22 protein-coding genes and 1 tRNA gene are annotated in these 22,248 nt (G+C 63.0%); 15 read left to right on the forward strand and 8 right to left on the reverse strand.

Translation table 11 applies throughout. From position 1 onward, the window contains the following. Position 1 precedes the first annotated feature (1 nt). Positions 2-78: transfer RNA gene (locus tag F600_RS0116125), tRNA-Pro, on the forward strand. A 95-nt stretch (positions 79-173) separates the two neighbouring features. On the opposite strand, the gene F600_RS0116130 is transcribed toward F600_RS0116125, so the two are convergent. Next, positions 174-1,382: a tyrosine-type recombinase/integrase gene (locus tag F600_RS0116130; protein ID WP_018161662.1), complete on the reverse strand. Its 1,209-nt coding sequence runs from the start codon at positions 1,380-1,382 to the stop codon at positions 174-176. Beyond that, the gene (locus F600_RS0116135; protein WP_018161663.1) at positions 1,379-1,909 is read right to left on the reverse strand and encodes a hypothetical protein; all 531 of its coding nucleotides are present in this window, start codon (positions 1,907-1,909) and stop codon (positions 1,379-1,381) included. The genes F600_RS0116130 and F600_RS0116135 overlap by 4 nt, the downstream gene beginning before the upstream one ends. A 35-nt stretch (positions 1,910-1,944) precedes the next feature. Between F600_RS0116135 and F600_RS0116140 the strand changes: the two genes are divergently transcribed. The 5 genes from F600_RS0116140 to F600_RS0116165 all read left to right on the forward strand — a co-directional run bounded on the left by F600_RS0116140 (position 1,945) and on the right by F600_RS0116165 (position 6,228). Beyond that, on the forward strand, positions 1,945-2,193 hold the full coding sequence (locus F600_RS0116140) for a helix-turn-helix transcriptional regulator (protein WP_018161664.1): 249 nt from the start codon (positions 1,945-1,947) through the stop codon (positions 2,191-2,193). Between the two features lie 450 nt (positions 2,194-2,643). Further along, the gene (locus F600_RS0116150) at positions 2,644-2,940 is read left to right on the forward strand and encodes a hypothetical protein (RefSeq protein ID WP_156024642.1); all 297 of its coding nucleotides are present in this window, start codon (positions 2,644-2,646) and stop codon (positions 2,938-2,940) included. Positions 2,941-3,024: 84 nt separating this feature from the next. Beyond that, a complete protein-coding gene (locus F600_RS0116155) occupies positions 3,025-3,204 on the forward strand; it encodes a helix-turn-helix domain-containing protein (RefSeq protein WP_211220079.1) in 180 nt (59 codons plus the stop codon). Between the two features lie 166 nt (positions 3,205-3,370). Then, positions 3,371-5,599, forward strand: coding sequence for a bifunctional DNA primase/polymerase (locus F600_RS30565; protein WP_245541556.1), 2,229 nt, complete (start codon positions 3,371-3,373; stop codon positions 5,597-5,599). A 299-nt stretch (positions 5,600-5,898) separates the two neighbouring features. Continuing rightward, positions 5,899-6,228, forward strand: a complete 330-nt coding sequence (locus F600_RS0116165; RefSeq protein ID WP_026306597.1) for a hypothetical protein — start codon at positions 5,899-5,901, stop codon at positions 6,226-6,228. Positions 6,229-6,425: 197 nt separating this feature from the next. On the opposite strand, the gene F600_RS31910 is transcribed toward F600_RS0116165, so the two are convergent. Beyond that, a complete protein-coding gene (locus F600_RS31910) occupies positions 6,426-6,653 on the reverse strand; it encodes a hypothetical protein (RefSeq protein WP_162141439.1) in 228 nt (75 codons plus the stop codon). A 346-nt stretch (positions 6,654-6,999) separates the two neighbouring features. On the opposite strand from F600_RS31910, the gene F600_RS31915 reads away from it, so the two are divergent. The 4 genes from F600_RS31915 (at position 7,000) to F600_RS0116195 (ending at position 10,228) form a co-directional block, all read left to right on the forward strand. After that, the gene (locus tag F600_RS31915) at positions 7,000-7,827 is read left to right on the forward strand and encodes a trypsin-like serine peptidase (RefSeq protein ID WP_018161671.1); all 828 of its coding nucleotides are present in this window, start codon (positions 7,000-7,002) and stop codon (positions 7,825-7,827) included. 73 nt (positions 7,828-7,900) lie between these two features. Further along, positions 7,901-8,758: a hypothetical protein gene (locus F600_RS30570; RefSeq protein ID WP_156024643.1), complete on the forward strand. Its 858-nt coding sequence runs from the start codon at positions 7,901-7,903 to the stop codon at positions 8,756-8,758. A 5-nt stretch (positions 8,759-8,763) separates the two neighbouring features. After that, positions 8,764-8,952: a hypothetical protein gene (locus F600_RS0116190; RefSeq protein ID WP_018161673.1), complete on the forward strand. Its 189-nt coding sequence runs from the start codon at positions 8,764-8,766 to the stop codon at positions 8,950-8,952. A 367-nt stretch (positions 8,953-9,319) separates the two neighbouring features. Then, on the forward strand, positions 9,320-10,228 hold the full coding sequence (locus F600_RS0116195; protein ID WP_018161674.1) for a restriction endonuclease: 909 nt from the start codon (positions 9,320-9,322) through the stop codon (positions 10,226-10,228). A 12-nt stretch (positions 10,229-10,240) separates the two neighbouring features. On the opposite strand, the gene F600_RS0116200 is transcribed toward F600_RS0116195, so the two are convergent. From F600_RS0116200 to F600_RS0116210, 3 genes are all read right to left on the reverse strand, one after another. Beyond that, the gene (locus F600_RS0116200) at positions 10,241-10,801 is read right to left on the reverse strand and encodes a hypothetical protein (protein ID WP_018161675.1); all 561 of its coding nucleotides are present in this window, start codon (positions 10,799-10,801) and stop codon (positions 10,241-10,243) included. Positions 10,802-11,050: 249 nt separating this feature from the next. After that, positions 11,051-11,980 (reverse strand): DUF2971 domain-containing protein, encoded by a 930-nt coding sequence (locus F600_RS0116205; protein ID WP_018161676.1) that lies wholly within the window; start codon positions 11,978-11,980, stop codon positions 11,051-11,053. A gap of 376 nt (positions 11,981-12,356) precedes the next feature. Beyond that, positions 12,357-12,560 (reverse strand): type II toxin -antitoxin system TacA 1-like antitoxin, encoded by a 204-nt coding sequence (locus F600_RS0116210; protein ID WP_026306600.1) that lies wholly within the window; start codon positions 12,558-12,560, stop codon positions 12,357-12,359. 110 nt (positions 12,561-12,670) lie between these two features. Here F600_RS0116210 and F600_RS0116215 point away from each other — a divergent pair, with 110 nt between their 5' ends. The 4 genes from F600_RS0116215 to F600_RS0116230 all read left to right on the forward strand — a co-directional run bounded on the left by F600_RS0116215 (position 12,671) and on the right by F600_RS0116230 (position 18,747). Then, positions 12,671-13,180 (forward strand): SRPBCC family protein, encoded by a 510-nt coding sequence (locus tag F600_RS0116215; RefSeq protein WP_018161678.1) that lies wholly within the window; start codon positions 12,671-12,673, stop codon positions 13,178-13,180. A gap of 178 nt (positions 13,181-13,358) precedes the next feature. Then, entirely contained in the window at positions 13,359-13,820 is a 462-nt protein-coding gene (locus F600_RS0116220) for an SRPBCC family protein (RefSeq protein WP_018161679.1), read from the forward strand. Between the two features lie 70 nt (positions 13,821-13,890). After that, the gene (locus F600_RS0116225; RefSeq protein WP_018161680.1) at positions 13,891-15,483 is read left to right on the forward strand and encodes an alkaline phosphatase family protein; all 1,593 of its coding nucleotides are present in this window, start codon (positions 13,891-13,893) and stop codon (positions 15,481-15,483) included. A 96-nt stretch (positions 15,484-15,579) separates the two neighbouring features. Next, positions 15,580-18,747 carry a cytochrome P450 gene (locus F600_RS0116230; protein ID WP_018161681.1) on the forward strand — a complete coding sequence of 1,056 codons (3,168 nt, stop codon included), beginning with the start codon at positions 15,580-15,582 and terminating at the stop codon, positions 18,745-18,747. 1 nt (position 18,748) lies between these two features. On the opposite strand, the gene F600_RS0116235 is transcribed toward F600_RS0116230, so the two are convergent. Both F600_RS0116235 and F600_RS0116240 read right to left on the reverse strand, forming a co-directional pair. Continuing rightward, positions 18,749-20,356, reverse strand: coding sequence for an ABC-F family ATP-binding cassette domain-containing protein (locus F600_RS0116235; protein WP_018161682.1), 1,608 nt, complete (start codon positions 20,354-20,356; stop codon positions 18,749-18,751). Positions 20,357-20,468: 112 nt separating this feature from the next. After that, on the reverse strand, positions 20,469-21,677 hold the full coding sequence (locus F600_RS0116240; protein WP_051090862.1) for a serine hydrolase domain-containing protein: 1,209 nt from the start codon (positions 21,675-21,677) through the stop codon (positions 20,469-20,471). Positions 21,678-21,814: 137 nt separating this feature from the next. Here F600_RS0116240 and mscL point away from each other — a divergent pair, with 137 nt between their 5' ends. Further along, a complete protein-coding gene (gene mscL / locus F600_RS0116245) occupies positions 21,815-22,231 on the forward strand; it encodes a large conductance mechanosensitive channel protein MscL (protein WP_018161684.1) in 417 nt (138 codons plus the stop codon). Positions 22,232-22,248 lie beyond the last annotated feature (17 nt).

The following is a 22,248-nucleotide window of genomic DNA, read 5'->3' on the forward strand; positions in this document are numbered from 1 at the left end:
GCGGGCTGTGGCGCAGCTTGGTAGCGCACTTGACTGGGGGTCAAGTGGTCGCAGGTTCAAATCCTGTCAGCCCGACCATGGTCAACTTGGTGAAAACCAAAGAGTGACAACAGAATTCGGCCCCGGGATGGTTCCAACATCCCGGGGCCGAACTCCGTTTTGGGGCACGAAAACTAGGAAAGAACTAGGGACGACTCCCCGGCGACCTTCCGCAGTAGGGCCGCGGTCTTCTCTGCCGACTCCGCACCGAGGTTGCGGGACAGGTGACCGTATACATCCGCGGTGATCGCAACGCTCGAGTGACCGTGCCTTTTGCTGATGACTTCCAGAGGAACCCCTGCCTCTAGCTGAATCGACGCCGAGAAATGGCGCAGTCCGTGGAAATGCAGGGTCGGCACGTTCGAAGCCCTGACGTACCGGGAGAAGGTCTTCGACACCCGCTCCGGCTGCCACGGTGCCCCAGCTTCGGCAGTGAAGACGCGGTTATCGGAGTCCTGCCAGGCCGATCCATGTGCCATCCGGTCAGCCCGCTGGGCGATACGGTGCCGCTTCAAGAGGGTCACCGTGTCGGCGTCCAGATCGACGATGCGACCGGCACCCGCGTCCGTCTTCGGCGGACCCACGACGATCTCGCGGCCCACCTGCACAGCCTGCTGATTGACCTTGAGGTAACCGTCCTCGAGATTCACGTCCGACCAACGCAGGCCGCACAGCTCACCCCGGCGAAGACCGTGGATACCGGCGACGTAGAGCAGCGGATAGAGCCGCTTCGCCTTGATCGGGTCCATGAAGGCGGCAAACTCCGCCGGGGTCCACGGAATGATCTTCGGGTTGTCGGCACTGGCCAGGCGGAGTTTCTGGGCCACGTTGCGTTCGACCAGCTTGTCCTCCATCGCCTGTGTCAGAGCAGCGCAGAGAACCGCGTTTACCCGCTTGATGGTCGTTGGGGAGAGCTTCGGTTTCGCGGCCCGGATATCGGCGTATGCCTTGCGGACGTGGCCGGCTTCCAGCTCGGTCAGCTTGAGGTGACCGAGGTACGGGCGAAGGTAGGTCTTCGCCAACGTGGTGTAGTTCGCCACCGTCGCCGGCCGGCGTCCGGTCGCCGCGAGCGTGGGCAACCACTCGTCCAAGTACTCCGCAACAGTCCGTTTGCGGTCGTAGACGAATGCCCCCATGCCGTGCTTGAGAAGGACTTCGACCCGGTGGTCCTTGGCGTCTTGCAGGGTCTTGAAGGGTGCCTTGGTGTACTGGATGCGCTTGCCGTCCGCGTTGGCTCCCATGTCGATGTACACGACATAGCCCGAATGGACCTTGCATCCCTTCTCCGGGCACGTCTTCGTGCATTTCCGGTAGATGCCGGGGTTGTTGGCAACTTTCCTCACTTGTCGGTTTCTCCCTCTGTTGTGGTGGTGATGTACCCGGCCTGTTCGGCGCGGGCGATAAGCCTGTAAGCCTGACTTCGACTTCGGCTCAGTCGTTGTTCGATGAGGTCTCGGGTTTGCGACCGGTTCCCGCCGGCCTCGTCGAAGATTGCGGCGACCTGTTCGAGTAGGCCGCGGGTCACGTCATGGCGTCGCGGGACCGCAGGGTCGGCATGGGCGGCAATCTGGCCGGTCATGTCCGATACGGCCCGTTCGAGCAACCGTGGCAGGGATAGCGCGCGGAGGTCTTCTGCGGAGACCCACTCGCCGGGCCGGGCGATGACCTCCACGCTGGTTGCATGGGGTTCGGTGCCCGGTCCCAAGGTGAAGGAGAACCGGACGGTGTGCCAGCCGTGGAACCGGAAGCTCGCGGCGAAGGTGCCGGATAGGTCTTGTCGTTCCGGGGGCTCGGTCGGATTGTCCTGCATCGCCTCTAGGAGGTCTTCGGGGACGTCGTACCGAACACTCTCGATCAATAGGTGTCGCACGTTGCAATACTATGCGACAGTCAGCATGTGGCGCAATGCGACGCGATGCGGCGATCATTGGCGTTATGGACGATGAAATGGCGGCTCTGACGGCCGCCGACCTAGAGAACTTGCCGGCGAAGTTGCGGGTGCCCGAGGCTGCGCGAGTGCTCCGTATGGCCGACCGGACCGCGTATCGACAGATCAAGGACGGCCGGTTCCCGGTCCGTGTATTCGGTGGGGATGGGACGCGACAGTACGTCCTCGGTGCCGACTTGGCGAAGCACCTGACGGGCGCGTCGTGACAGTGGAAACGCAGTATGACGGATCACGAAAGTTGCTCAGAGGGGCGGGCGGCGATGCGGCGACCTCGGACAGGTCGGCGATGAAACTAGCTCGATCGGATCGGAACCGTGGTGATCGTCGTTTCCGTGTGGTCGATCTCAATCGTCATCGTTGTCATGACCATCGCCGAGTGGTCCTGGCCGATCATTATCGCCACGATGGTCGCCGCGTTGTCGATCTCGATCGTCGCGGCCCTGTAGCGACTAGCGGGAGCGTGATCCCGGCCCCGTTGCAGCTCCGTCGTGGCCCTAGTTTTCTCCTAGTTCGGGGTATAGAACCGCAGGTCAGAAGCGTGGCACTTGATCGGGTGTCAAGTGGACAAGGGGATAAGACGGCATGAAACCGACCTATAACGTGGAAACCCGGCGGGAGCGATCGTGATGGGACGCCGACAAGCCAACAGTCTGCCTATGCCGCCGCGCAATGTGCCGGTCAAGACCGATTCGCCTTACCGCGAACGCATGACACCTCGAGAAATCGCGTTGGTCTACGGCAAGCGCGAGGCGGAGGTTACCGCAGAGATGGAACGCCAGAGAACCGCCGGCCACTCTGTGTTCGCGGTGCCGGTCGCCTGGCGGCGGGCCGGGATTGAGCGGATCGACCTGTTCATGAGCGAGACGGACGCCGACGACCTGGCCGGCTTCTTCGGGTGGGCCGAGCGTCACGACCGCGAGGGTAGAGCTGGGGCAATGTTATCGGGCCGGTAAGCGAGGCCAGTCCCTATACAGCTGTCAACCAAAGATTTTGCGGCACAATCGAATACGACGAATGCAAGGGGTAGGATGGACAGCATGAGTAAGACCGACTGGCTGACTCCACAAGAGGCAGCCGAGGAACTACGGGTGAACCCGACCACGGTCCATGCGTGGATTCATTCGGGCCGCCTGCCGGCGATGCAGGTATCACCTCGGGTGACCAGGATCGACCGACGCGACCTAGACGCCCTTGTGGCGTCGAGCTATCGCCGCTAGCCCTAAACCTGCCTGTCTGCGCTGACATACGCCCCTGATCTCCTCAGCGCCCCTCACAGCCTTCTAGAACCCCTAGATGCGCAGACAAGGCGAAACCCCCGGCTTAACGCCCGCCCAAAGGGCACCGGGGGTTCCATACGACCTTGTGAGGAGATCAGCTCCCATTATGCCCGACACCCCTACTGCAGAGCCATCCGAAGGCGGCGAACCCGCTGGTGGAGGCCATTTTCTGAGCGAACTGGGATGCGCTGCGCTCGAATTGGCCAGAGCCGGGTTTGAGGTCTTTCCGTTGAACCCGCCATGCGGCGGGGATCGGTGCTTGGTGTGGCCTAAGAAGTGCTGGTGCTCCAAGACGCCGGCGACAGCCAACGGGTTCCACGACGCGAGCGCGGACCTCGAGGTTGTCACCACCTGGTGGACAGGGAACCCGGACGCGAACATCGGGATTCGCCCGCCAGAGGGTGTGATCGTGCTCGACGTTGACCCCCGCAACGGTGGCAATGCTGCGGACCTCGGGCAACTGACAGACACGCTCATGGCCAAGACGGGCGGGGGTGGTGCTCATATTTGGTATCACCACGCCGGACCAGCAGTGGGCCGCGTGGGCGGCTGCAAGGGCATCGACATCAAGAAGCGCGGCGGCTATGTCGTCGTGCCGCCCTCGATCCACCCGAGCGGGGATCGCTACGAATGGATGCCGGGGCCGGATACCGAGATCGCAGAGCTGCCGGCGCACCTGGTGGAGCGCGTCAAGGGGCCGAAAAAGGTGCGCGGGAGCGATGACGATCGGCCCGCGGGAGAGCCCCCAGGGTGGAAGAACCCGGGTAAGCCGCTGACCGAGCTGAATCGGTGCGCGACTGAACGACCGGACCTGTGGCTAGAGGTCCTACCCCCCGACTGGGAGGACTGTGACGAGAATGCCAAGGGTCATCTCTTCGGTCGCCCTGGTCGATCATCGGAGTATTCAGCCTGTGCCTACTTCGACCGGCCCGGCGCGATCCACCTGTTCACCACTGCCGATGAGTACCTAGACGAGGGCTCATACTCGTTCGCCGATCTCTACGCATGGACCGTTGGGCAGAGCGCCGGCGAAGTAGCGAGCGACATCAACGATTTCATCAGCGGTGAGGAGAACACGCAGGTCGCAGAGTGGTTCGCCGAAGACCCCGGCGTGCTCGAACAGCTTCGGGAGAAGGTTCGGCGGTTGGGGAAGCCAGAACCGAGCACCCATGACGAGCTGATCGACCCCGAGACCGGCGACCGGATCACCCTGGTTTCCTGCGATGTGACGCCGAAGGCCACGCGGTGGGTCTGGGACGTTCCGCGCGACGGGCTAGCTCAATTGGCCGGGAAGTCTGCTCGGCTCATCCCAGCTCGACACCTAACCCTCATGGTCGGCAAGTCCAGCTACGGCAAGTCATCGGTCATGCAGTGGGCCGCGGCGAAGCTGACAGTTGGTGAGCTGCCGGGCATGTGGGAAGGCACACCGCGCGGTGTCATCATCGTCAGCACCGAAGAGGACATAGCCGAGACGATCACCCCACGCATGATCCTGTGCGGCGCGGACATGAGTCGAGTCCATACGGTGGCGATCACCACGGAAGCCGGCAAGCTGGGGGCACTCAAGTTTCCCCAGCACGCGGGGTTGGTTCGGGCATTGCTTCGCCAGCATCCAGAAGTAGGAATGGTGATCCTCGATCCGCTCCTATCGACCGTGGCGAAGGGGTTGAGCACCGACAAGGAAGAAGTACGCGAAGCCCTCGAACCGCTGGCAACCATTGCAGCGGACGCAGGCGTTGCCATCGTGGGGATCGTCCACCAAAACAAGGACTACAAGAACGTCGATAACCTCACGCGCGTCATGGGCGCGACCGCGACTCACGCGCTGCCCCGTTCGGTGCTGCTCTGCACCGAGGAACCGCAAGAGGACGAACAGAGTATCGACCGGGTGTTTCTGTTCGGCCAGATCAAGAACAGTCTCAGCCGGACGGCGCTCGAAGGCCATCGGTACACGATGTTCTCCGAAGTCGTGGCCCATGACGACGACGGGACTCCGATCGAAGGTGTCGCCCCGCGATGGGGATCGGTCACGGGCACGAACATCAACGCAGCCGGGGCCGGGGGTAGACCTCGAGGTGGTGGCAAGAAGGAATCTTGCCGGTCGCTCATCATCGGGCACGCCCGAGCGGTTCGGACTCACGCCAAAACGAAGGTGCTGTTCGTGTCCGACGTGCAGAAGGAAGCCGAAGCCTCGGGATTCACAAAATCGACCTTCTATGACGCTCTGACCGAACTCGAAGCCGAAGGCAAAATCCGGCGATGGGATCAGGCGATTTCGCGCCGCGACACCCCGCGCAAAGCGATGGCCTTGGTAGACCCGGAGACCTCCGAATGACCGTGAATTTGATCTTGGTCGGAGTGGCTCGGAAAACCCGAAAAACGATCTTGGTCGGATAACTCGTCCGACGACTTTCGACACGCCCGGGATTTTCGACACGCCGTGTCTTCCCTCTGGGCTCCGAAGACCGTCCAAACCACTAGAAAACCACAGGTCATCGGCCATAAAAGTTGGTCGGAGGAGATATCCGACCAAGATCATTCTGGAGAGGTCCGACCGGAGTCCAAAAGTTGTTTGGTCGGACAAATACGCACAGTGAAAATCGACCCATTTTTGATCTTGAAGGGGCGAAGAAAGTGAGTGAGGAAACCATGTTCGAGACGATCGAATGCCGCGCGTGCGCCGGCACTGGCCGCGCCTGCGACAAGCCCCCGTGCGGCGGTTGCCCGCAATGCCACAGCACGGGCCGCGAGTACGCCGCTGTCATCCACGAAATCGACGTTCCGTGTCCGCTGCCAGGCGACCGCCCTTGCAAGAATTGCGGCCCCAACCCGACTGTCTACCTGCGGTGGACCAACGGACCCGCGATCGCCCGATGCTGCGGGTGCAACGCCTACATCTGTGCCATGCCCAAGGCGGCCATTTTCGCCGCTCTATCGGCGCTTGAAGCCCTCAAAGCCGGTTAGGGGCACTCGAGGTGGGGGCGGGGGCCAGGAGGCCGGAAATTTCCGAGATCGCCGGCAACCCGGAGGCCATTTTCGCCCGGCCCTCTCGGTGATCTTCTCAGTGTCAAGTTCACGCGAGGGGTTGAATTTTTATCGAAAACGCGCTGGTCGAGAACCTTTTAGACCCCACTTCAATGGGATACACACCCACACGATCGCTACCGCATGGGAGGCCACCCCATGCCCGCATCGGTGGGCAGCTCACCGATCCGAAACCTCGAGGGTCTGATCTGGTTGTATGCGACCGCCCCCGCGATCATCGCCGTTCTCTCGGCTTCACGCTCGCGCCGGACCGTGTACGGGTTTCTCCGCCCTCGCCGTAGCCGGCGATCAGGGTCCGGCAGCGGGAACAGCGGCGGCGAGTCGATCCGCTGCTGTTCGGTCATCCTGCGCCACCGCAAGTACGCCGCTTGCCGGACCTCATTCGCCTTGGCAATGACCCTCGGATTCTTCCCGCCGTGCACTCGGCAGACCGTGGTCCAGGGCCGCGCCGGGTTCCCGCATTGCCTGCCCGTGGCCTTGCACGTTGCATCGCATTGCAGCGACACACGGAATCCGTGCTCTATTTCCTCGGTCAGTTCGCTTGTGGTGGCGTCTTCCAAATCATGCGCCGGTCCGCGAGTTCCCCATGACGGCGGCCTGCCGGGCTTCGCTCCCATGCCTCCAGTTTCGCCCAGCGCGCCGCCCGCTAGGCTCGTCAGCATCCACAGCGCAACCAGGAGCGTGCCCTCCATGCAGGTGAACACCGTCATCGAGCAGCTGCTGTTCACGACGATCCGCATCACGACGACCTACCCCAACGGCGACACCGGCAGCGGAACAGGCTTCGTGTACGCGAAGGAGATGCCGGGAGGGGACAGACGCCTCGCCGTCGTCACCAACAAGCACGTCATCGAAGGTGCGGACGAGGTAACCCTGCACTTTGTCGGTGGTGATGCCGGCGGACCGGCCCTCGGTGTCGGTGTCAGCGTTGACGTACCCTCGACGGCCTTCACCGGCCACCCTGATCCGGACATCGACGTCGCCGCGATGCGGATCGGCAAGATCGTGGATGCACTGGTGCAGCGCGGAACCCCGGTCTTCTTCCGCGCCGTCCCCAGCGCGATCGCCGCGACACCCCAACGGCTCGAAGACTTTGAGCCTATAGAGCCTGTGATCTTCGTTGGGTATCCGAATGGTTTGTACGACTCGCATTCGAAGCTGCCAATCGTTCGCCGCGGCCACAGCGCCTCGGCACTCAATGTGGACTATGAGGGGAAGCCGACGTTCCTTATTGATGCGTCGGTCTTTCCGGGGTCGAGCGGTAGTCCAGTTTTCCTTTACCTCCCGTCAGCCGCGCCGGACAAGCACGGGAACTTCGCTGTGAACACATCGCCAACCCTCGTGTTCCTCGGCGTGGTCGCAGCCGTCTACCACCGGGGTGCGCCGGTAATTCAGGCGCTGCATATTCCCGGCATTGCTGCCGAGGAGATGATCGACTTGGGCGTGGTTTACAAAGCCTCGACCGTTTCTGAGCTGCTTGATATCTGCGTAGCGCCATCGCTTGGATTAACCGTCTGATCGACGGACGCACCTGTGAGCCCTGCCAGGTTTCTTTTGCCCCTATTTGGTACGTAAGTACCAGAATGTGGGTATGGATTCCCCAACTTCACCCGCCTGCCCCTACTGTGGCGGACCCGCCGACCCTTCCGGCCCCTCGCTGGTGATCGCCGATCCCCGGGACCAGCCGGTCCTGTCCCGATCGGGTGAGCCCTTCCCGGTATACGGGCGACGGTTCGCCACCAGCGCCGACTGCCACCCCTTGACGTGGCCGGCGACCCGAGACACCTTCTCCGCCCTGTTCAGCCCCGAATTCGCGGCCCGGTTCGATGACGAGACGATCACCTGGTTCGCCGCGGTCCTCCGCCCGCTCTACCTGGCCGACCCGGGCCGGTTCTTCCGCGCGAACGGGATGGTTCCCGTTGCCCCGTGGGCTCATATCGGCGGCCTTGCCGGCATTCGTATCGACATGCTCGCGACCTTCCTGCCCGACGATCCGCCGGCCGCGTGCGCCCACCCCTGCGGGCTCGCCTGCGCGGAATGCGGAATCGGTGCGGTGCTCGAGTGGGGAACCGGGCCGCTGATCGACGGGTTCCCGCTGTGCTCGGCCTGCACCGACGAAGGCTGCGGGGAGCCGGGCACCCTTGGCGAGTGGCGTCGGGTCGCGAGCGTCTTCGGACCCGGCACCTTCTCACTCGCTCCCCGCGAGGGGTTCGCGGTCTCCGACGTTCTCGTGTCCTTCCGCGAGCTGTGCAAGGCCGATCCGCGGGTGCCTGCGTCGGGTTACCTCGAGCGGTGGGGATTCCTGTCCGCAGACGACCGCGACCACCTGGCCGCGTGGGCCACGGCGTTCGTACCGCATGTGGTGCCGCCCGAGTGGGTCCGCCGATGGGGCCGCGCGCCGGCACCTCGCGAGCCCGCGCCCGGCCCGCTTACCGCGGTATTGGTGTAGCGGCGATGACCAGTGAGAACCGGAAGATTGGGCGACTGTTCGAGCCGGCCCACAAGTCGGTGGGCGGTATGTGGAAAGCCCGCAAGGGTGCCGACGCGTTGGCTGTGTATCAGCTTGCGATCCACTTGGGCTGGCGACCGCATGGCCCCGAACTGTATTACGACCCGGAACAGGGGTTTGGCGGTCAGCCGTGAGTGTGGCTGACCTGCAAAAATGAACGTGGTGAGGCGGCGCGGGTACTCGGATTAACCCTCGGAGTTGTACTAACCGCTCCGCCTCACCGCTGGTAGTCCGGCCCGCCACCTTCGGCTTCCATTTACAAGGGAATCCGGGCCGGGGTGGTTCAACGGATAGGACCGGGCTGCCGGCGGTGGACAGGGGTACTCGACGGGAGCGTCCCTGTCCGCCGCAGGCAAAAGACCATCGGATTTTCTGGGGGGACCATCGGGTTTCCTAATGTCCGGGCCGTTCGCCTGCCCATTTGTTCCGTTTGACAGCGGAAAGCTAACGGATAGCTGAAGCAGGACTAATCCGAGGTATAGCGCCGCTAGGGTCTGATCCGTGGCGGTTCCCGACTTCCAAACACTCATGCGCCCGGTCTTGGCTGCACTTGACAGCGATGAAGCCCGATCACTATCCGAGGTTCGCGAAACTGTAGCGGCTGCACTGGGAGTCACTGACACCGACCGGCTGGAGATGCTGCCCAGCGGCAAACAATCGACCTACGACAACCGCGTGGCGTGGGCAGTCACCCATATGGCTCAGGCCGGGCTTCTCGAACGGCCGCAGCGAGCCAGGTACAAGCTGACTGAACGTGGACAGAAGGTGCTCGCCACCCACCCGGCACGGGTCGATACGACTGTCCTCATCGAGTTTCCCGAGTACATCGCGTTTACCACTCGCAAGAACAGCAAGAATCCAAAGGACCCGGTAGTCGTCGTATCGCAGGAGTTGTCCCCGAGTGAGTCGATCGGGGCGATTGTCGAGGACTCCTACGACTCGCTCGCCGAAGAATTGCTAGACCGCATCCTGGCCCAATCACCAACGTTCCTCGAAACGTTGTCGCTGAAGTTGCTTCGGGCGATGGGATACGGGGGCCGCGAGGCGTTGATGGAGCACACTGGCAAGCCGGGAGATGGCGGCTTGGACGGACTGGTTCGTCAGGACGCACTCGGGCTTGATCTCGTCGGCGTTCAGGCCAAACGCTACGCAAAAGACAAGTCGGTTATGCGGCCCGAGATGCAGGCGTTTGTCGGTGCCCTCCAAGGCGCACAGACCAGCCGGGGAGTATTCGTCACCACCGCGACTTTCTCGCAGGGTGCCCGAGCCTACGCAGAGGGTGTTCCGCTGCGGTTGAAGCTGATCGACGGAGTGGAGTTGGGCCGGCTGCTCATCCGCTACAACGTCGGGGTTCAGGTCCGCGAGACGTTCGAGCTGAAGACGATCGACGAGGAAGCGTTCGAAGGCTGACAGCCATCGGTCTTACCGCTTGGCCGAACCCTTGCCATCGGCGGTCGTGACTGCGCGGGTAGAAGATTCCAGTGCGTCGAAGGCATTTCCAACGGCATTCTGAAGCTCCGTATAGCGATCGAACCCCTTGGCGTCGGTGGACGCCGCGCCAATCACCTTGCCCCACCCTTGGGCGGCTTCGTCGATCTGCTCCAGTGCCGCTTCGATGGCCGGGTCGCGCGTGAGCAACTTTGCCCGGATGACCTTGTGCCGCACCTCGTCGCACAGTTCTATGTGCGCGTCACGGACGGCCAGGACGGGCGTGGGCACCTCGGGCGCCGTCAGCTTGCCTTCGCTGTACAACCGACTGGCCACCTGGGCGCTGTACAGCCTTTGCCGCGAATCGAGCATCTTCGGTCGCTCGGCGAGGATGCCCGCTACCTCCTCGCGCAACTGGTCCGTCCGTTTGTCTGCTCGATTCGCCGCACCCTCGGACTTGGTAGTCCGTCTCGTGAGATAGACACCGCCCAGCGCGATGACAGCACCGGACACCGGCGATGTGGTCAACTCGTGGACCCAATCGAGCACTGTCATTCGCACGCCTCCAAGCTTCGCTAGCGATCCTAGGTTTAGGCGCGGCCCGCCTATGTGTTGGATTGGCGCGGTATGGCGGAACTGAAACATTTCCAAGAGGGGTGGGCGCTCCCGCGCTCGGGCGTGTTGAGTCGGCGACGAAACTTGGGGCCTGGCCGGGTGCCGACACCTGCTGCGCTGACCGAGCCCGAGGCACCTTCTTAGTCGCGAGGCAAAGTGTCGGCACAATCCAGCCAGAATTGCAGGCGATCAGCCGCGATACGTTGTTCGGGAAACTTTGACCTCTGCGTTGACGAAACCGCGATAATCCAGCAGTTCGCGGACGGCATCGACGCGCAGTGTTTGGTGCTGGCCCGGGCCGACGGTGACTGATCTGATCGCGGCGGGCTGCAGCTCGCGCCCCTCCGTCGTGCTCGACGGCCGGTGATGAAGGGTCACATACGGAATGATGGTGTCCTGTGCACCGGATCTGAACTCGCGCTTGAGGATGCCACCAAAGCCATTGGCGATTACCCGCCACTCCTGCTCCTCACGAAATGCCTCGCTCTTGAACTGTGCAAGAAAGGAGACACAGTCCGTCATCGGCGAAGCTCTCTGATCTGCGAGGATTTCCGACGCTCCTTTTGCAATTGCCGCCTTGTCGATGCCGTACGACACCCGATGAAGTGACGACAGTTTGGCGGCTTCTTGATCTTTGGAAGACACCACTCCAAACAGGGAGCGTAAGGCGGTCGTCTCAAACTCGATGGAGTAGCCGCCACCGTTGCTCCCGTACCCACGCCACTGACTGAGAAGGTCACCCTTCTCGCAGAAGCACGTGACGTACGTCGATCGGTTCTTGGGCCGATGACTGGCGGCACTCCAAGTGGAGAAAACTCTCTCACGAAGCAAACTCACAAGCGTCGGGATGCCACGCCGGTCATCCGGTGTTGCGATCTCCTCAATTGCATCTGCGAGTGCCTCCGCGGCAAACACGATTTCGCTTGAGTCGTTCAGGTATCGAGCGTCCGTCGCGAACAGAGAGAATGACTTTCCCCGAGAGGACTTCCCAGCGCGTGCAAGCTGCGTTTCGGTTGTCGAGCCGAATCGCCTAGGAGTGAGAATTCCGAGCAAGCCTGCCGCCGTCGTGTAGTGAAACAGCGTTGCTGGGGCGTCGCCACTTGGCAGGCCGAATGTCACTTGCACTCCTCTGGGTTGCTTTGGAGCCTAGAACGCGAGCGAGGTACTCAGTGGGAACCACTCCGCAATGAAGGCTTGGCCGTACCTTCGCTTGGTTTGAGCTTTGCCCGTACCTGATACGTGCAGTCGTCTGGTCCGAAGAACTAGGAAATGAACTAGGGCGATCAGCGGCAGAGCACGGCACAGGGCGGCAGTAGACGGCAATCTGGGCTTCGCGATCGGCACGCCGTTGCAGCTCACGGCACCTGATGGCATGTAGCGGCAGGGCGTCCGAGTAGCTGGGGGTCAAGTGGTCGCAGGTTCAAATCCTGTCAGCCCGACAAAGTAAGTGCAGGTCAAAGGCGGTTCCTCCCAGTGAGGGCCGCCTTTTTCGTACCTACCGCAATCGGCGGTTGAGTTCGCCAGACTTTTCCGCAACGAGCCGTGACGTCGCTTCAACGCGGGCGCGGAAGCCGTTGTCGTTCGCGCTCCTAAGCACGGCATCATGAACGAAAGCCTCGAGCGACTGTCCCGAAGCATTTGCAGCGGTGCGAAGTAGTTCCATCTCGCTCTCGGTGAAGGTGAGTTCGAGGTTCGGCACAGTTCCGAAGCTACCGTGAGCGCGTTGATGCGGCATAACGCTCATGAGTCTGGGTTGACGATCGCCGGTCGTCGAATACTTCAAGTATTTGGTGCGCATATGATGAGCCAATGCGTGATTTGACCGTTTCGGATTCGGTCGTCGTCAACGGCGTCGATCCTATGACGGCCTACCGAGCCGTTTCCGACGTCGCACAGATGGGACGCTGGAGCCCCGAGAACACGGGCGCGAAGGTCGCGACGAAGTCCCTTGTCGTCGGCGATACGTTCGACGGCTCCAACAAGCGCGGCCCAATCCTCAGGTGGGTCGGCCGAGCGAGAGTCACTACGGCGGAGCCGGGCAGCGTATTCATATTCCGGACCGAAGGGCTGGGCCTCGGACTGCCGTGGCTTCGGCATCCGGGGAGGCGGCCTGGTATCGCGTCCTGGGAGTACCGATTTGAGGCGGTCGAGGGCGGCACGCGAGTCACTGAAACCTGGCATGACGAACGCCCGTGGCCGGACCTCCTGGCCGCGGCCGCAGATCCGATTCTCACTGGTTCCCGTACTTTTGCTGACTTTCAGCGACGAAACATCGCTACGACTCTGGCTCGGTTGAAGGCGGACCTCGAAAGCCGCTAGTGCGTTTGGCGGATTGTGCCAAAAGTAGGAACAAAGACCCATCTACCGGTGCCTACGGACTCCAGAGACGACGGCGGCCGACTTGCGATGCTGAGCCCAGGTTTTGGATGTAAGGGGCCTCAAAATGGTCGCAGTCGTCATTGAATTCTCGCTCGATTTTGCGTGGCGGTGAAACATCATGGCCGTCAAAGGAACTCGTGAATTTGATATCAAGGCAACGCCGGCCGCGATAATCGACGCGCTTGCTGACATCGAAGACTTGCCGTCGTGGTCGAGTCCACACAAGTCGGCGTCTGTCCTTACGCGCCACGCGGACGGCCTGCCCGATCTCGTCCGCGCACAGGTCAGTGTCGTCGGCGTCACGGACAATCAGAAGACGCGCTACCAGTGGGACGGCGACCGCGCCATGCACTGGTCGCTCGTCGAAAGCTCGCAACAGGCAAAACAAGTCGGGTCGTACCGACTGACACCGACGGCTTCGGGTACGCACGTCGTTTTCGATCTCGAACTGGCACTGAAGATTCCGCTACCGGGCTTCCTCCAGCGGCGCATCCTCGCGATCGCGATGGACACCGCCAGTAGAGATCTCGCAAAGTTCATACAGCGCCGCGTCGCGACACACAGGTCCCCGACGCAGTAGGAGCCAAACGGAGTGCGGTTCACGGTGAGCCGAATTGTGTTTGGATCGATTCGTGGTGAGGTGTGGCCCCGTGGCCGGCCGCAATCGAGTACTCGGGTGGGTCGTCACCGGCCTCGCCGCCCTATTGGTGTACCTCGCACTCGTCGCGCCACCCGCGATTCGGCAGGTCACCCCTCTTTCCCTGCTGCGGATTCCCGTGGAAGGGCTACTTGGCGCAGCTCTCTTGCTCGTGCTTCCGGCGCGGCCTCGCCGGATCACCGCTCTCGTCGTCGGCGCGCTGCTTGGCCTCCTGACTTTGCTGCGGATTTTGCAGATGGGCTTCCTTGCTGTCCTGGGCAAGCCGTTCGACCCGGTCTTCGACTGGCCTCAACTCGGGCACGGCGTGTCCCTGCTCAAGGCGTCGATCGGCGAGCTCGGCACCCTGGCCGTCGCAACCGGAGCCGTCCTCCTGGCCGTCGCTCTCGTCGTGGTCTTGACGTTGTCCGTCGTGCGGCTCGCGCGCGTTGCGACTGACCACCGGCGCACCACGGGTCGCGCCGTCGGGGCCCTGGCCGTCGTCTGGCTCGTGTGCTTCGTGCTCTCAGCGCCGGTCGCGTCCCGGGGCGTCGCGACGCTTGCCTACCAAGCCAGCCGGCAGGTGTGGACGAGCCTCGAGAACCAGCGAAGCTTCGACGCCCAGATGGCCGCGTCCCGCGACCCGTCGGGCGTGGGGTTGCTTGCCGCGCTGCATGGCAAGGATGTTGTTCTCGTTTACGTCGAAAGCTATGGGCGCATCGCGCTCGAGGACCCGGAGTTCGCGCCGACGGTCGACCCGGTTCTCGACGAGGGAACCCGCCAGCTCGACGAGGCCGGGTTCGCCTCGCGGAGCGCCTTCCTCACCTCGCCCACGTCCGGCGGCGACAGCTGGCTGGCCCACGCGACGCTGCAGTCCGGGTTGCGGGTGGCAAACCAGTACAGCTTCGACAAGCTCGTCGGAAGCGACCGACTCACGCTCACCAGCGGGTTCCACGGCGCCGGCTGGCGAACCGTCGCGGTCCAGCCGTCCACCCGCGGCCCGTGGTCGGCCGAATCTTTCTACCGCTTCGACCAGCTGTACGAGGACGGACTGGGCACCCGATCCCGGACGTACTTCGGCTTCCAGACACCAGACCAGTACACGCTTTCCTTCTTCCAACACACCGAACGCGAGCGCGCCGGGCGAGGGCCGCTGATGGCGGAGATTCCACTGGTGTCGAGCCACTGGCCGTGGCACGAGATCCCCAACCTGCGCGACTGGAATGACATCGGCGACGGGTCGGTCTTCGACCAACCCGATGCCGGGCAGGCGGACTCCGCGCAGGTGGTCATGCTCGACGGTCCTCGAATGCGCGACGGCTACCGCCGCACCATCGCGTACTCGTTGTCCACCCTCGTCTCCTATGTGCAGACCTACGGCGACGACAATCTGGTGCTCATCTTCCTCGGCGACCACCAGCCGCCCACCTACCTGATCGGCGACGACAAGGGCTTGGACGTCCCGATCACCATCGTTACCCGCGACCGGGCGGTGTTGGACCGGACCGCCGGGTGGGGCTGGCAGCCCGGACTGCGGCCGAGCGCGGACGCTCCGGTGTGGCCCATGGAGTCCTTTCGCGACCGGTTCCTCAACGCCTTCGGCCGGTAGTTGCATTTTCTATTGAATTTTGCCCATTTGTGCAGATCAGAGCTGGAAATGCCGGTTGTCGCCCCGAGCCGCGATGGCGGGTTTAGGGTGCGAAATATGGACACGCTCCTCAAGGTGTCTGCCCCTCCGCAGCTCGACGACATCCCCATGGTGAGTGGGGATCTGCCGATGTTCACGGAGCTCGCAGGACGACCGTACGCAATGCCCCTGGACCTCCTCGCCGAACGGTATGGTCCGATCTTCCAAGCCGATGTCAACGGCAATCGCATGGTTATGGTGTGCTCGCGCGAGATGGTCAACGAACTGTGCGACGAGTCCCGCTTCAACAAGGAAGTGACCAGCCGACTCATGCGGGTACGCCCACTCGCGGGCGACGGTTTGTTCACCGCATTCCGTGGCGAACCGAACTGGCAGAAGGCACACGACGTCCTGATCTCCGGGTTCAGTTACAACGGACTGCGTAGCTATCACCCGGCGCTGCTCGACATCAATGTGGAGATGACCAGGCACTGGGACGCCGCCATCGGAAATCACCCGGTCGATGTGTCCTTGGACCTGACGAAGTTGGCGATGGACTCGGTAGCACTCGCCGGGTTCGGTGCGCGGTTCGATTCCTTCAGCCAGCCCGGGTTCTCCGAAATCCCCATGGCCTTCCTCATCGCAAGCCTTAACATGCCACCGCTCGGCAACCCGGAGACCTACGAAGCTGCGCGCGCCAAGCTCTTCGCCTTCGTCGACCAAATGGTCGTCCGTCATCAGAATCCGCAACCCGGCGATCTCGACGACCTGATGAACCTGATGATCGCGCCCGGTCCCGACGGCCAGATGGCGCTCGACATTCAGACGATCCGGAACGAGTCGTTCACGTTCTTGGTGGCCGGCCAGATCACGACGTCGATCCTCATGCCGACCACGCTGTACAGCCTTGTCAAGAATCCGTACGTGCTCCACCGGGTTCAGGCTGAGGTCGATAGCGTTTTCGGGACCGAGGATGACTACCTGCCGTCCTACGACGACATGGGCAAACTGACGTACCTCCGGCAATGCATCGACGAAACCCTGAGGTTGTCCCCGCCGGTTCCGTTCTTTGACCGGATGGCCCTCGAGGACACCGTCATCGGCGGCAGGTACCCGATCCACCAGGGCGAGTCCTTCACGGTCCTGACCGGTGGGTTGCACCGCCAGCCCGAGTGGGGAGACAACGTCGAACAGTTCGATCCGGACCGATTCTTGCCTGAGAATGTCGCGGCCCGACCGGAGGGTCTCTTCCGGCCCTTTGGTACCGGCCCGCGGGCCTGCATCGGACGCCAGTTCGCGCTGCACGAGGCGACGATGACGATCGCACGGATTGTTCATCGGTACCGGCTCGTCGACTCAGGCCACTACGTTCTGAATTACGCGACTCCCACCGAGCGCAAACCCAACGGTTTCAAGCTCGATCTCATCCGTCGTACGCCTGCGGAACGCCACCAGGCTGCCCCGAGCGTGGCACCTACTGCTACCGCCGCGCCGCCGGCCGCTAGCGCGCTTGGCATGGTCAAGGCCGGTACCACCCTCGCGGTACTGCACGGTTCGAACCTCGGCACGTGCCAAGCATTGGCGAAACACCTCGTCGAAGACGCGGCCGATTGGGGTTGCACGGCCACCGTCGCACCGCTTGATGACGCCGTCGCGGCTCTCCCCGCCGCCGACGTTACGGTCATCGTTGCGTCGTCGTACAACGGCCAGCCCACCGACGATGCTCGCAACTTCTACAACTGGCTGGGCTCGACCGACGCCACGCTGGAGGGGACACCGCTCTACGCCGTCTTGGGTGTCGGCGACCGGAACTGGTCCGAGACGTACCAAGCCGTGCCGAAACGTATCGACGCGCGCCTGGCCGAGATGGGCGCCGAGCGGCTGCTGCCCAGGACCGCCGCCGACGTCGCCGGTGACTTCGCGGGGACAATCGACGAATTCTCAGTCGCCCTGCGGGCAGCGTTGGTACAGCGATTCGGAGATCCGAACAGTGCACCGAAGGCGGCGGCGCCGGAAGAGTCGCTGTACGAGGTGCGGAAGATCAGCGGTTCGATCACCGACGAGATCGATGCGAGGTTCGAAGTCCAACCCATGACAGTGCTCGAAAACAACGAGCTGGTCGCGCCGAACGATTTGGGACCAGGCAAGCGGCACATCCGGATCGCGCTTCCGGAGGGCGTCGAATACCAGACGGGCGATCACCTGACGGTTCTCGCCGACAACCCTCCGGAGCTGGTCAATCTCATCCTCGAGGCGGGCGGAATCGACCCGGACATGCGCCTGTCGATCAACCCGCGGCGCAGCTCCCGCCGATTGATTGCGGTGAACCGGGAAGTGACCGCTCGCGAGCTGCTCACACACTTTGTAGAGCTTCGCAAAGCCGCGACGCCCACTCAGCTGCGCCGACTTGCGGCGTCCAACCCATGTCCGCCGGAGCGACAGCGTCTCGAGGAACTGGCCGACAGTTCAACACCGTCGGCGATCAGCCCGCTCGAGTGTCTGGTCGAGTTCCCCGCATGCACGCTCCGCGGACCGGATCTTCTCGAACTGCTCGACCCCATGACGCCGCGGCATTACTCGATCTCGTCGTCGTCACGACTGTCGCCGCAGATCGTCGCCCTGATCGTCAGTGTCTTGCAGGCGCCCGCGAGATCCGGTCGTGGGATGTACAAGGGCGTGGCGTCCAACCACCTCGCCGAGATCGCACCGGGAACGCAGATTCGGGCCCGGGTCGACCGGGCACGGGAGGCATTCCGGTCCGGCAGTGATCCGGCGCGAAATGTCATCCTCGTGAGCGCGGGGACCGGCGTTGCTCCGTTCTGCGGCTTCCTCATGGATCGGTTCGCCGCCAAGATGGCGGGCGACACGTACACGCAGGCGATGTGCTTCTTCGGAGTCAATGACCCGGACGTCGACTACATCTTCCGCAAGCAATTCGAGAGAGGCGTCGAGGAAGGGATCGTCGACATGCGTCCGGCGTTCTCGCACACGGCGCCGGGCGGTATTCGTTTCGTCCAGGACCGGATTGCCGCCGACGCAGACGACGTGTGGAATCTGATCGGAGACCCGGAGAAGAACGCGTACGTCTACGTGTGCGGCGACGGTGCTCGGATGGCTCCGGGCGTTCGGCAGGCATTCTTGGACATCTATCGAGCGCGGACCGGCGCCGATGAAGCGGCCGCTCGCGACTGGATGGTCGGATTGGTGCAGTCGGATCGATACGTGGAGGACGTTTTCGCCGGCTGAGTCAACTGCTCAAACCCGGGCGCTGCCGCATTCGGCCGTGTCCATCGAGTTCGACGACCGTGTCGACGCGTACCCGCTCGAGGAATGAGACGTCGTGGCTCACGATGAGCAAGGCGCCACGGTAGGAATCGAGAGCCTCGGCGAGCTGTTCGACGCTCTCGATATCGAGGTTGTTCGTCGGCTCGTCGAGGACCAGGAGCTGAGCTGGCGGGTCCGCCAAGAGGAGGCGGGCCAGCGCGACGCGAAACCGCTCGCCGCCGGACAGTGTGTGCACCGGCCGATCGACACTGTCACCTCGAATCAGAAGCCGGGCGAGTTGGTTGCGGATCGTGCCGACGGGGATACCTGGGGCGACCGCTTGCACGTTCTCGATTGCGCTGGCTTCATCGGCGAGTCCATCCAGACGCTGCGGGAGGTAGCCGATGTGCTCGGTGAGCAGACGGCCGCGCGGGTGCCCGTTCGTCGCCGGGGAACCATGGACGAGCTGCTCCACCAACGTCGACTTTCCGGATCCATTTGCGCCGATGAGAGCAACCCGCTCGGGACCCTGAATCACGATGGTGAGGTCTTCGTCGCTGAATTTTGCGAGACGGCGTCCGGCAGGGACGTCCGGATCAGGCAGGTCAAGACGGATGTGCTCCTCCTCCCGGACGTTCGCGTCCGCGGCGTCGACCGCTGCCTGGGCGTTCTGAACTTTGTCGTCGAGGGTGGACCGCAATGATCCCGCCGACACCTGCGCCCAGTTGGCGAGATTGCCGGCGAGGACCTTGGGAATGCCGCCGTCGCGCTGTGCCTTCCTCGCTGTCCGTTCCCGCCGCGCGAGCTTGGTCTCCGCCTCGATGCGCTGACGCTTTTCCGTCTTGAGCGCTTGCTGCGCCGATCGGGCGGCTTGTACGGCTGCCCGTTGCTCCTGTTCTTGGTACTCGCGCCACGCGCTGTAGGGGCCACCGAAAGTGGTGAGTGAGCCGCCGTAGAGCTCGGTGGTGTTATCCATGTGCTCGAGAAGTTCGAGGTCGTGGCTGACGACGACAAGCGCGCCCGGCCAGTGGTCGACGGACTCGGCCAACCGAGCACGGGTCGCTAGGTCGAGGTTGTTGGTCGGCTCGTCGAGCAGCGTGATCGGCGTTCGGCGGATACGGAGTCCGGTGATCGCGATGAGCATGCTCTCGCCTCCGGAGACCTCGACAACCCGGCGACCGAGGTCTGCGGCAGAGAATCCGATGCGATGCAGCGCCTCGTCGGCCCGTGACTCGATGTCCCAGTTGTCGTGGACCAGCTCGAAGTGGCGAGGGTCGACGTCGCCGGATTCGATGGCCTTCAGCGCGGCCAGGATGGGGTCGATACCGAGTAGTTCGGCGATGGTCGCGTCGGGTCGCAGGGTCAACGTCTGCGGCAGATAGCCGACTTCACCGCTGACATCGACGTGGCCGGCCGTCGGCTGCAACTCACCGGAGATCAGCCGAAGGAGGGTGGACTTTCCGGCGCCGTTGCGACCGATGAGCCCGGTCCGACCGGGGTTGATGGTGCCGTTGACCTGGGAGAGTGCGATCGTCCCGTCCGGCCATTCGAAGGTGAGATCGCGAAACGTGATGACGGGCTTGGTAGACATCGAAAAGGTGGCTTTCGGTCGAAGGCGTGGGTCAGCTTCTGTCGGCCTCGATGTCCATGGGGCGAGACGCTATCAGCCGCACCCTTTCGAGCGCCTCCGATTTTTCCGCGCCTCAGTTCTGCGCCGCCGCCGCCAGGTTGTAGACGTGATCCGGGGTCAGCACCTGCGTGACAGCCTGCGCGAGGGCCGTGCTCGGTTCGAGCTCTCCATACTGCTCGTCGGTGTTGATGAGCATGATCATCGTGATGTCCTTCTCGGGCAGATAGGTCACGACAGTCTCGTATCCGGGCAGCGAACCGTTGTGCCCGATCCACCCGCCGACGTTGAAGATTCCCAGTCCATACCCGTCGGGTGCGGGCAGGTGAAGCGCACTCACCATCTGCATGCGCTGCGCTTGAACCTCCGGCTTGAGCAACGTGCCCTTCGCGAGTGCCGGCGCCCAGATCTCGAGGTCGTCGAGGTTGGAGATCATTGCACCGGCGGCCCAGCCCCACGACGGGTTCCAATTGGTGGAGATCGTCTCGTTGCCGCTCTCGTCCTGAACGGTGTAGCCCTGCGCATGCGGGTCCGGGAAGTCGGCATTTGTCGGGAAGATCGTGTGCTTCAACCCGAGCGGCTTGAGGATGTGCTCGCCGATGTAGTCCTGGATCTTCTGTCCGCTGACCTTCTCGAGGACCATGCCGAGCAGGATCAGGTTGACGTTGGTGTATTTCCAGTTCGTCCCGGGCGCGAACTGCATGGGGGAGGTCCAGGCGAAATCGAGCAGTTGTTGGGGTGTGAACACATGGTTGTGGTCGGACAGGAACAGCTTGATGAACTCGTCGTTCTCGCTGTAATCGGGTAGTCCGCTCTGCATGCGCGCCAACATGCGGATCGTCACCTTGTCGCCCTCGGGAACTCCGGAGATGTACTTCGAGATCGGGTCGTCGAGCCCGATCTTTCCGTCGCCGACGAGCTGGAGAATCCCGGTGACCGTGAAGGTCTTGGTGACGCTTCCGATCCGGCCGTAGAAGTCGGCCTTCATGGGCGCTCCGGTGGCCTTGTCCGCCACACCCGCGGTGTGAACATACGTACCGTCCGGGCCGGTGATCCCGACGATCGCACCGGGAATATTGGCCTTCTTGATCGTGTCCGCGATCGCGGCATCGAGCTTGGCAGCGAGGGCGGGATCAAGGCGCTTGATGACGTGTTGGCTCGGCGGTGCTTCCGGCTCGGTGGACTTGTCCGTGCTGCACGCCGTTGCGAACACCAAGACCGTGGCGAGTACGCCGACGAGCAGAGCGCGGAGCGTCGACCGCTCCCGGACGAGGTGAAGAGCCATGAGCAGTCCCGCGGTGAGTCCCGATTTTCGGACATTGGAGACGTTACTCCGCGAAACACGCTCGCCCGAGATCGTTTTCGCGATTGACGTGCGATGATACGCGCCAAAATTCGTCACCGAAGATGGGAAATGGGGCAATGCGTACGTTCTGGAAAGACTTCAAGTCGTTCGCGCTGGGTGGAAACATGTTCGACCTTGCGCTGGGATTCATCATCGGAACCGCGTTCGCGGCCCTCGTCGAGTCGCTGGCGAGCAACGTCATCATGCAGTTCGTCGCGGCGCTGTTCGGAAAGCCGGATTTCTCGAATCTCTCCCTGACGGTCAACGGCGCAGAGATCAAGTACGGCGCCTTCCTGACCGACCTCGTCAGCTTCCTGTTGTTGGCGGTCGTGCTGTTTGCTTTGGTTCGAATTCTGATCCGCTACAAGATGGGCAACTTCAAAGCTCAGGGCACGGTCGAGTGCGAGTACTGCAAAGAGTTCGTCGCCGTCGACGCGACGAAATGCAAGTGGTGCACGGCCGACCTCGTTCCGGTCGTTCGCGACGACGAGTAGGCCGCGATCACGCGCGG

Source organism: Smaragdicoccus niigatensis DSM 44881 = NBRC 103563 (assembly GCF_000380645.1).
Lineage (GTDB): Bacteria > Actinomycetota > Actinomycetes > Mycobacteriales > Mycobacteriaceae > Smaragdicoccus > Smaragdicoccus niigatensis.